The following is an 11,491-nucleotide window of genomic DNA, read 5'->3' as shown; positions in this document are numbered from 1 at the left end:
GAGTAACCGGTTTGACTTGCGTCTTTCCCGTTTCCGTGGGGCGCATTATAGGGATTTTGTTAACGTTGGCAAGGGTTTATTTGCAACAAACTTCTGACTGCTTATTTGTTAAACAACTGTTAAACAATGCCCGATATTTCTTCATTTATATGGGAGTTTCAAACAATCCCTGTTTTTATTGATTTATCACTAGCACCTGCCAAGGTGATTTAGGTAACATAGCGCCCCTTCTTGTTTTAGTTTTATTTTGAGTGGTATTTTATGATATTTTCTTTAGGTCAGCGTTGGATTAGTGATACAGAATCCGAATTAGGATTAGGCACCATTGTCGCCTTAGAGGGGCGTATGTTGACAGTGTTATTCGCAGCGTCAGGTGAGCAGCGTTTGTATGCTATTGAAGAAGCGCCTATTACACGTGTTCGTTTTAATGTCGGGGATGAAATTCTTAGCCATGACGACTCGAAATTATTGGTCAGTGAAGTCGTCGAACAGGACAACTTAATAACCTATATAGGAACACGGGTAGATGATGGTTCAGCAAGCGAATTAAGAGAAACGTTCCTAAATAATTTCATCAAGTTTAATAAACCGCAGGATAAACTGTTTGCCGGTCAGATTGATAAATTTGATCGTTTTGTGCTTCGTTATAAATCCTTAACCAATCAACACCAGCAACAAAAATCTAAACTGCGTGGTTTATTAGGCCCGCGGGTAGATCTTATTCCCCATCAGTTTTATATCGCAGAAGAAGTGGGTAAACGTCATGCCCCGCGTGTTTTATTAGCCGATGAAGTGGGCCTTGGTAAAACCATTGAAGCGGGTTTAATTATCCACCAGCAATTAGTGACCGGTCGCGCTAAACGTATATTAATTGTTTTACCTGAAAATTTACAGCATCAGTGGTTAGTGGAAATGATGCGCCGTTTTAATTTACATTTTAGTATTTTTGATGATTCACGTTGTAATGAAGCTTATCTTGATTCGATTAACCCCTTTGAAACTGAACAATTAGTGCTGTGCAGTATTAATTTATTACGTAAAAGAACCCATTTCGAAAATGCATTAGAAGCCGATTGGGATTTACTGATTGTAGATGAAGCGCACCACCTTATTTGGGATAAGGAAAAACCAAGTCGCGACTATCAGGTTGTTGAAGCATTATCAAAAAGTATTCCTGGTATTTTATTGCTGACAGCCACACCAGAACAACTGGGTCATGAAAGTCATTTTGCACGTTTGCGTTTATTAGATCCAAATCGTTTCTTTGATTACCAAAAATTTATCGAAGAAGAAGAGGGTTACAAACCCGTTGCGACAGCGATTAATGAACTGCTGGACAACAATCAATTATCCAATGAATCGAAGAACAGTATTACAGAACTGCTCAGCGAACAGGATGTGCAGCCCCTGTTTAATATTGTTGATGACATTTCACTTGAAAATGACGAACGCCAGTCTGCACAGCATGAATTGATCCGTAACTTGTTAGACAGGCATGGCACCGGGCGTTTATTATTCCGTAATACCCGTTCAGCTATTCAAGGCTTCCCAAAACGTCATTTAAAAACAATTGCTCTGCCTTTGCCCGAGCAATATAAAACCGCTATTAAAGTATCTAAAATGTTGCCTTCAGGAACAGTTCAAGAACAAGCCTTTCGAGCACTTTATCCTGAACAGATTTATCAGGCCTTTGAAGGGGGTGAAAGCAATTCCTGGTGTTTATTTGATCCGCGCATAAATTGGTTAATTGATCTTATTCAGCAGTTAAAAGGCGAAAAGATCTTAATTATTGCCGCACAAGCGGAAACCGCATTGGCACTTGAAGAGGCATTGCGCACGCGTGAAGCAATTAAAGCGGCTGTCTTCCATGAAGGTTTATCATTAATTGAACGTGATAAAGCAGCAGCCTATTTTGCGCAAACCGAAGACGGTGCACAGGTAATGATTTGTTCTGAAATTGGCTCAGAGGGACGTAACTTCCAATTTGCCCATCACCTGGTATTATTTGATCTGCCAATCAACCCGGATCTGCTTGAGCAGCGTATTGGTCGTTTAGACAGAATAGGGCAACGTTGCGATATTCAAATCTATACCCCTTATTTAAAGGGAACATCACAGGAACACCTGCAAAATTGGTATGAACAAGGTCTGCAGGCCTTCACCCAGACAACGCCAACGGGCCACACTGTTTTCGAGTTAGTTAAAGAGGATTTAATTAATTTACTGGCAACGGGCGAAAACGATAATGATCAAGTCGATAAACTTATTAAGCTGACACGCGCTCATAATGACAAGCTTAAAAAGCAGCTTGAACAAGGTCGTGATAAATTATTAGAAATCAACTCCAGTGGTATTCTGCATAACAGTGATCTGCTTGATGATATTGTGGAAATCGATCAGAAACCGGATTTCACCCAGTTTGCTTTGCAGCTCTTTGATGTGGTCGGTGTACAGCAGGAAGACCGGGGTAATCACTGTTTAGCTATCCGCCCTACTGAGCATATGCTAACCAGCGATTTTCCGGGATTACCCGAAGAAGGGGCAACCATCACCTTTAATAGAAAAACCGCATTAAGTCGTGATGATGTACAGTATTTAACTTGGGAGCATCCCATGGTAAGCGGCGGTATGGAGATGATCTTAAGCTCAGATACCGGTACAACGGCGGTGGCAATTTTAAAGAACAATTCATTACCTGCTGCGACAACATTTCTAGAGTTAATCTATGTAGTTGAAACAATCAATACAGAAAATGCACAATTAAAGCGTTTCCTACCGACAACCCCTATTCGTTTGTTATTGGATAAAAATGCAAAAGATTTAGGACAGAATGTCACATTTGATAGCTTTAATCGCCAGTTAACGCCTATTAACCGCCATATCAGTCGTAAAGTTGCCAATACCTCACAACCTTTAATTCATCAATTGATTAAAGACTCACAACCAACAGCACAAAAATTAATGGCTGATATTATTATTCAGGCAAAACAGAATATGCAGCAGACATTGGAGCAGGAACAAGATCGTCTGCAGGCATTAAAAGCGGTCAATCCAAATATCCGTGAAGAAGAGATCCAGCATTTACGGGATCAGCAAAGCAACTTCGAAAAGATATTAGATCAAACCCAATTAAAATTAGATGCGATCCGATTTATTGTTTCAACACAATCCTAACCAGGCAAGCTGACGGCTAACGGCTGTCAGCTTTATTTCGAGCTTCGTAGCTCGTAGCTCGTGACTAAGATACTGGCCGACAGCTGATAGCTAACAGCTGTCGGCTTTATTTCGTAAATTTAAAGCAGATATTTATATGCCAAATTTTGTTTACAATCCACCAACAACACCCTATTTAGATATCCTTCATCAGGATGACGATATTGTTGTTCTTAATAAACCCTATGGTTTATTAAGTGTCCCTGGCCGCGAGAAAAAAAATCGTGACAGTTTAGCGTTACGTATTTTACGTGTCTGGCCAAATGCATCCGTTGTACATCGTTTAGATATGGCAACCTCTGGACTGCTTATTTTAACCATGCGAAAATCTGCACAAAGTCATATAGGACGGCAATTTCAACAAAAAGTAATAGATAAAACCTATTACGCACGCGTTGAAGGTATTCTCAAAGAGGATAATGGAATAATTGATTTACCCATTCGTTGTGACTGGGAAAACCGCCCGCGACAAATTGTTGATTTTGCAGAAGGTAAAAGCTCACAAACACAGTGGTCCGTGGTTAAAAGAGAAAAGTTAACCACCCTGGTTTGTTTAAAGCCCTTAACGGGACGAACCCATCAGTTACGTGTACATCTGCAGGCGATTGGGCACGCGATTGTTGGCGATGAATTTTACTCAACTGAGTTCGGTAAGAAATTATCACCACAGCGGCTTGCATTACACGCCGCAAGCATCACCTTAACCCACCCTTCAACTGAGCAACGTATTACCTTTAACTGCCCTCCACCCTTTATGGAAATTTAAGAGGAAATCGACTAACTCAAGCCATCTGGTGATACAGATTCAAGTGCTTTAAGGTTTAATAGATACTGACAATCAACTTAATACGTTTAAACGAATTTACAAACGTCGATACTCTCGTCAAAGTACGCGGTATTAAAATATGATCACGATCACCCTCCTTGATATAACTAAATGTTATATCAAGTGACATAATTGTACTGTTAAGCGAAGTTAAAAGAGTAAAAATAGTAGCCGTACACAGATTTTTTCACTAGTATGTGAGCTAATTACATACATTAGAAGAATAAAAAATGTATAGAACTCGCTTTGAGTTCTCCTTTTTTTTGTTGTACTTACGACAAAAAAACGCAGCAGGCCTACAAAAACAGATCAAGGTCTTTAAATTAATTAAATAAAAGCCTGTACAAATAAAAGCTGAGTATGATCAAGATCTATTTGGACCTTTTTTTTGTACGTAAAATCGACCATTCATAATAACAAGCGATCATGGACTTACTATGCAGATAGGTATACCTAGAGAGATCCAAGAGAATGAAAACCGCGTAGCAGCAACACCTAATACCGTTGAGCTGCTTATTAAGCAGGGTTTTACTTTTCTTGTCGAAACAAACGCCGGAATAGCTGCTAGCTTTTCTGATCAAGCCTACCAGAATTCCGGTGCTGAAATTGGCACTGATAAAGATTTAGTATGGCAATCGGATATTATTTTCAAAGTGAATGCGCCTACCGATCCTGAAATCAGCTTAATGAAGGAAGGCGCTACTTTAGTCAGCTTTATCTGGCCAGCGCAAAACCCTGAATTACTTGAAAAATTAACCAGTAAAAAAATCAGTGTTATTGCAATGGATTCAGTACCACGTACTTCCCGCGCACAAGCACTTGATGCACTCAGCTCAATGGCAAATATCGCAGGTTACCGTGCCGTTATTGAAGCCGCTAATCAGTTTGGCCGTTTCTTCACCGGACAGATCACCGCAGCGGGTAAAGTTCCACCCGCTAAGATACTGATCATAGGTGCGGGTGTTGCAGGTCTTTCTGCATTAGGTACCGCCGGTAGTTTAGGCGCTATTGTGCGCGCATTTGATACTCGCCCTGAAGTAAAAGAGCAAGTTGAAAGTATGGGCGCTGAATTCTTAGTAGTTGAATACGAGGAAGAAACAGAGGTCAGCACTTCAGGTTATGCTAAAACCATGAGCGCGGGTTATCAAAAAGCACAAGCTGCAATGATGGCTGAACAAGCTAAAGACGTTGATATCATTATCACAACCGCACTTATTCCAGGTAAACCGGCACCGCTTCTTGTGACAAAAGAAATGATAGCATCGATGAAAGCCGGTAGTGTGATTGTCGATTTAGCAGCACAAGCAGGCGGTAACGCAGCACTCACGGTGAAAGATGAAGTTTTCTTAACCGATAACGGTGTAAAAATCGTCGGCTATACGGATCTTCCCAGCCGTTTACCGACGCAATCAAGCCAACTTTATTCAACCAATTTAGTTAACTTGATGAAGCTGCTTTGTAAAGATAAAGACGGCATTATCAATATTGATTTTGAAGATGAAGTTATTCGTGGCGCAACCGTTGTCAAAGAGGGTGAGATTTCCTGGCCGCCACCGGCAATCAATGTCAGTGCTGCACCAGCGCCTAAAGCTGAAGCCGCAAAATCAGCGCCAGTGGTTGAGAAAAAAGCCGAAAATAAATGGGTTAAACCTATTGCAGCCGTTGTTGCGGCCGTCTTATTTGGATGGCTTGCGAGCGTCGCGCCGGCAAACTTTCTAGCGCATTTCACCGTCTTTATACTTGCCTGTATTGTCGGTTACGGCGTGGTTTGGAATGTTGCTCATTCTCTGCATACACCACTAATGAGTGTAACCAACGCAATCAGCGGAATCATCATCATCGGTGCACTACTGCAAGTAGGTCAAGGTAACGGTTTTGTAACCACCCTGTCGACTATTGCAATACTTATCGCCACCATCAATATCGTGGGTGGCTTTACCGTTACTCAGCGTATGTTGAAAATGTTCCAAAAGGATAAATAAGCATGTCTCAAGGATTAATTACAGCTGCATATATCATTGCAGCCATCCTCTTTATTGCCAGCCTTAACGGCTTAAGCAGTCAAGAGAGTGCCAAGCGCGGTAACACTTTTGGCATCATAGGAATGATCATTGCAATCATTGCAACCATCGCCAGCGCACAAGTTGCAGGCATGGGTTACATTACCGTGGCAATGGCTATTGGTGCAGGGATCGGGGTTCGTTTAGCATTAAAAGTCGAAATGACTTCAATGCCGGAACTTATCGCTGTGCTGCATAGTTTTGTGGGTCTGGCCGCCGTATTTATCGGTTTCAACTCTTATTTAGAACATGGACAGCTCACGGGTGTTGAGCAATCAATCCATGACGTTGAAGTATTTTTAGGTATCTTCATTGGCTCGGTTACCTTCACCGGTTCAATTGTTGCCTATGGTAAACTAAGTGGAAAAATTAAGAGTACACCACTGAACCTACCGGGTAAAAACTGGATTAACCTTGCAGTACTGGCATCAAGTGCCTTCCTGTTAGTTGGTTTTGTAAGCAGTGGTTTAGGTTTAACCGCCTTGATCATAATGACCCTGATTGCTCTGGCATTCGGTTGGCATTTAGTGGCTTCAATCGGCGGTGCAGATATGCCCGTGGTTGTGTCTATGCTTAACTCCTATTCAGGTTGGGCAGCAGCGGCAACAGGTTTCATGCTCTCCAACGATCTGCTGATCATCACCGGTGCATTAGTGGGCTCTTCAGGTGCAATCCTTTCCTACATTATGTGTAAAGCAATGAACCGTTCGTTCATTAGCGTTATTCTAGGTGGTTTTGGTAACGAAGTAACAGTGCAAAGTGGCGATGAGGAGCAGGGTGAGCATTTTGAAACAAGTGCTCAGGAAGTTGCTGATTCGCTGGCCGCAGCTAAAAACGTGGTAATTGTTCCAGGTTACGGCATGGCCGTTGCACAGGCACAATACCCCGTTGCTGAATTAACCAAATACTTGCGCAGCAAAGGTAAAACAGTGCGTTTTGGTATTCATCCGGTTGCTGGGCGTCTACCTGGTCATATGAACGTATTATTAGCAGAAGCAAAAGTACCCTACGATATCGTATTGGAAATGGATGAAATCAATGACGATTTCGCTAAAACCGATGTAGTCTTAGTAATTGGAGCAAATGATACGGTCAATCCGGCCGCCAATGAGCCAGGTACGCCTATCTCAGGTATGCCGGTATTACACGTTTGGGAAGCCGAAAAAGTGGTTGTCTTTAAACGTTCAATGGCATCGGGTTATGCAGGTGTGCAAAATCCATTGTTCTTTAAAGAGAACTCTGAAATGTTATTTGGCGATGCAAAAGCATCGGTTAATGCTATTTTGCAAAATCTTAATTAAGCACTCAGTTAAATAAGATGTGAATCAAAAAGGCGCTATTCAGCGCCTTTTTTGTATCTAAAAAACGGGAAGGCAGAAAGCTGACGGCTAACAGCTAACAGCTAACAGCTAACGGCTGACGGCTAACGGCTAACAGCTAACAGCTAACGGCTAACGGCTGACGGCTGACGGCTGACGGCTAACAGCTAACAGCTGACGGCTGACGGCTGACGGCTGAAAGCCTTAACGGCTGACGGCTGACGGCTGACGGCTGAAAGCCTTAACGGCTTAACGGCTTAACCTTTGTAGATTTTCGGGTTAAAGACATCCCTTAACCAATCACCCAACAGGTTAATAACCAGTACCAGGGTTACCAGTACAATACCGGGGAAGAGTGTTATCCACCAGGCTCCCGAGAAAATGTATTTAAAACCTATGCTGATCAAAGCACCTAATGAAGGCTGGTCAACGGGTAAACCTAAGCCCAAAAATGATAATGCCGCTTCAGACATAATCGCATTAGCAACTTGTACCGTAGAAATAACCAGAATCGGTGACAGACAGTTTGGTAAAATATGTCTGAACATTATTCGACCTGCTTTAAATCCCATTACCTGCGCAGCTTCTACGTATTCTTTTTCCTTTTCCGCCAGTACCGAAGCACGAATGGTGCGCGCATATTGCGGCCATTCGGCAATACCTATGATCACCACCAGCATGATCACCGCATATTCACTGTAAAATTCGTTACCAAAACTCGCTTTAAAAATAGCCGAGACAATAATAGCCACCATCAGGGTTGAAAAAGACAGCTGAACATCGGCAAAACGCATCAGGAAACTGTCAATACGTCCGCCAAAATAGCCGGAAGAAAGACCAATCACAATACCTAATATAAGCTGCAAGCCGACGGCTAAAAAGCCAATGGTTAAGGATAAACGTGAGCCATAAAGTATGGTTGAGAATATGTCGCGCCCTTGATCATCGGTTCCCAGTAAAAAATTTGTATCTCCCTCTGCCATCCACGCCGGGGGCAGTTCCGAATCCATCAGACTGATGCTGGTAAGATCATAGGGATCTGTCGGTGCAATAAGCGGCGCAAATAAAGACATCAGCAAACAAGTCAGGAAGATGGAAAAACTGAGCATTGCTATTTTGTCTTTCAAAAAATAATAAATCAGATCTGAATTTTTTAAACGTTCCCAACGGGTAGGGACATGAGAAGAAGTAATAGTATTCATATTTAAGCACCTTTACCGGTTATATTGACAGTAGGATCAACCACACCGTATAAGAGATCTACAATAGTATTTGTCACCACAAAGATTAAACCGACAAAGATAACATAAGCCGTGATCAAGGGTGTATCCACACGGTTAATCGCTTCTAAAAATAAAAATCCGGTTCCCGGCCATTGAAATACCGTTTCGGTTAAAATGGTATAAGCGACCATAGTCCCTATTTGTACGCCACCAACAGTCAGCACCGGCAGCATAGTATTTTTCAGAGCATGCTGGTAATGAACTTTATTCATCGCCAACCCTTTCGCCATGGCGAATTTAACATATTCAGAGCCAAGCGCTTCCAGCATTTCAGAACGTACTAAGCGGATGAATAGCGGCAACATAATCGACGCTAAAGAAATACAAGGTAAAATAAGATGTAACAGACCATCTTTACTCAGATATCCGGTTTCCCAACCCAAAACATTCACCGTATCACCACGTCCGTAGGAGGGCAGCCACTGCAACTCAATGGAAAACAGATACATCAGCAGAATGGCTGTCAGAAAAACCGGCACGGAAATACCCAAACTGCTGAGTGCCATAATCACTTTTGTCCATGTACTTTTAGGGTGAATAGCACAATAGACCCCCAGCGGTATGGCGACAAAAATGATAATCAATGCAGCACCCAAAACCAGTTCAAAGGTTGCCTCAAATTTATCGAATATCACTTCAACTACAGGCTTATTAAAGAAATAAGAGGTACCTAAATCTCCATGTGCAGCGTTTGCAATAAAACGGGAGTATTTGACAGGAAACGAATCATTAAGACCTAATTCGTCACGCAGTACCTGTCTCTCTTCCGTGGACACAGATTGGCCAACTAACTCTCGAAGCGGATCGCCCAGGTTATCCTGAATAGAGAAGGCAACCAAACTGATCACAAACATCACTACCAGAGCCTGAAAAAGGCGCTTGATCAGAAACGTAAACATTCCTTGTACCTCAAATTAATTAATAAAATAAACCTTTAAAACGGAGAAACAAAGTCTCCGCTATAAAAATTTGAATGGAAAAACACTCTCTTTTGTATACTCTAAATCACTGATGATGCAGGAATCTGCATTCTCAAGTAGTTTGGGTATTGACTAAGGCCCTCAATAAGCAGGGCCTTTTATAAGTGTTACTTAACTACTTCTACCTATTTAACAACGCCTATTGAACAACAAGGTCACCTAAGTATGGGAAGTTCATAGAGTTAACAATGGGCTCCATCTGGAGATTAGATTTTGCACCCCATGCCAAGTTCTGCCAATGAAGCGGCACAAACGCGGCCTCTTTATACAATATTTGCTCAACGGTTTGTAACATAGCCGCACGTTTAGCGGGATCTGTTTCAGCATTGGCAGCATTAACTAAACGGTCAACCTCAGGGTTAGAGTATTGTCCGCAGTTATAAGCACCTTTACCCGTTTCAGCATTGCGCGTCATGGTCAAAAATTCAGAGAAGTTAGCTGAATCTTCAGTATCTGAATGCCAGCCAATCATCATCATGTCCGCAACACAAAGGTCAAATTCAGGCCAGTATTGCGCTTTCGGCAGTGTTTTCAAATCTACATTAATGTAAATTTTAGCCAGCATACCGGCAGTTGCCTGTGCAATTTGGGCATCCTTCACATAACGGTTGTTGGGCGCCATCATAGAAATCTGCAAGGGTTTATCTTCAGAGTAACCCGCTTCTTCCATTAACTTTTTCGCTTTTGCCACATCAAAACGCGGCACTAAGGTTTTATCATAACCGGCGTAACCAGCAGGGCCTTGTTGGCCAGCAGTGGTAGCAAAATCTTTCATGATCTTTTTAACAATGCCCTCATTATTAATGGCATGGACAATCGCCTGTCGAACGCGCACATCAGCAAGCGCCGGATTACTTTTCTGATTCATCTGGAAAGTAATCACTCGAGAACCGGAAACCGTGGTTAATTTAAGACCTTCAGTATCAGTAACACGTTGCTGATCGTTTGGCGCCACCGGGTAGATCATATCTACATCACCGGAAAGAAGCGCGGCAACACGAGTTGCATCTTCTTTAATAGGTACCAGTGTCAGCTTATCAACATTACCGGGAGAGTTTGTGTCCCAATAATCATCAAAACGCTCAAAGACCACTTTGATGCCCTGTTCACGCGTCGTTATCGTATAGGGGCCGGTGCCTGAAACGTGGGTTGACGCAAAAGAACTGCCATGTTTAACAATTTCACTTTTATCTTTACCTTCCATTTCACCGGAATAGAATTGACTGTCCATCGGGAAGATGTAGGTCGCTGTTTGCAGCACTAACGGGTAAGGTTCAGTTGACTTGATATCAACCGTGTAATCATCAATTTTAACCATTTTCTCATAGGGTGAGAAAACACCTTTAAAATCAATAGAATTTTTTAAACGATTAAATGTCCAAATAACATCGTCTGCAGTCAGCATATTACCGGAATGGAATTTAACACCTTTACGCAGATTAAAACGGAATGTGGTCGCATCTATACGTTCCCATCTTTCAGCTATACGGCCTTCAAAGTCCATTTCTTGAGTGAAACGAACCAACGGGTCAAAAAGCATATGCGACATCTGTAATGTTCCCCCTGAAAGCTGTTGATGCGGGTCAAGTGATACCGGATCAGCATTATAAGCAACAGTAATATTCGCCGCTGCAGCACTAAAGCTTAATCCTGCTGCCAGCAAAGCAACCGTCAGTTTGGTCTTGAAAAATTTCATTACATAACTCCTTAATGCCGGGACTAATTTCCCGTTAGTTTTGGTTATTTTAGAATATAGCCACAGAGCTAAGGTCATGCTTGCGACTATTTTAAATTGCTGACGTGTTAGTCA

Annotated in this window: 7 protein-coding genes; 4 read left to right on the top strand and 3 right to left on the bottom strand. The window is 42.2% G+C overall.

Going from position 1 to position 11,491, the window contains the following annotated elements:
* Positions 1-261: 261 nt before the first annotated feature.
* The 4 genes from rapA to pntB all read left to right on the top strand — a co-directional run bounded on the left by rapA (position 262) and on the right by pntB (position 7,400).
* Positions 262-3,174 carry an RNA polymerase-associated protein RapA gene (gene rapA / locus CXF72_RS11200; protein WP_101039110.1) on the top strand — a complete coding sequence of 971 codons (2,913 nt, stop codon included), beginning with the start codon at positions 262-264 and terminating at the stop codon, positions 3,172-3,174.
* Between the two features lie 136 nt (positions 3,175-3,310).
* Positions 3,311-3,979: a pseudouridine synthase gene (locus tag CXF72_RS11195; protein WP_101039109.1), complete on the top strand. Its 669-nt coding sequence runs from the start codon at positions 3,311-3,313 to the stop codon at positions 3,977-3,979.
* A gap of 497 nt (positions 3,980-4,476) precedes the next feature.
* A complete protein-coding gene (locus tag CXF72_RS11190; RefSeq protein WP_101039108.1) occupies positions 4,477-6,021 on the top strand; it encodes a Re/Si-specific NAD(P)(+) transhydrogenase subunit alpha in 1,545 nt (514 codons plus the stop codon).
* Positions 6,022-6,023: 2 nt separating this feature from the next.
* Positions 6,024-7,400, top strand: coding sequence for a Re/Si-specific NAD(P)(+) transhydrogenase subunit beta (gene pntB / locus CXF72_RS11185; RefSeq protein WP_101039107.1), 1,377 nt, complete (start codon positions 6,024-6,026; stop codon positions 7,398-7,400).
* Positions 7,401-7,675: 275 nt separating this feature from the next.
* Here pntB and CXF72_RS11180 read toward each other — a convergent pair whose 3' ends face one another.
* The 3 genes from CXF72_RS11180 to CXF72_RS11170 form a co-directional block, all read right to left on the bottom strand.
* Positions 7,676-8,620 (bottom strand): ABC transporter permease, encoded by a 945-nt coding sequence (locus CXF72_RS11180; protein ID WP_101039106.1) that lies wholly within the window; start codon positions 8,618-8,620, stop codon positions 7,676-7,678.
* Positions 8,621-8,622: 2 nt separating this feature from the next.
* Positions 8,623-9,600 carry an ABC transporter permease gene (locus tag CXF72_RS11175; RefSeq protein ID WP_101039105.1) on the bottom strand — a complete coding sequence of 326 codons (978 nt, stop codon included), beginning with the start codon at positions 9,598-9,600 and terminating at the stop codon, positions 8,623-8,625.
* A 220-nt stretch (positions 9,601-9,820) separates the two neighbouring features.
* The gene (locus CXF72_RS11170; protein WP_101039104.1) at positions 9,821-11,377 is read right to left on the bottom strand and encodes an ABC transporter substrate-binding protein; all 1,557 of its coding nucleotides are present in this window, start codon (positions 11,375-11,377) and stop codon (positions 9,821-9,823) included.
* Positions 11,378-11,491 lie beyond the last annotated feature (114 nt).

This window comes from Psychromonas sp. MB-3u-54, from assembly GCF_002836415.1.
Classification (GTDB): domain Bacteria; phylum Pseudomonadota; class Gammaproteobacteria; order Enterobacterales; family Psychromonadaceae; genus Psychromonas.
The sequence above is the reverse complement of the archived record's forward strand: the minus strand, read 5'-3'. Positions and strand labels throughout refer to the sequence as shown.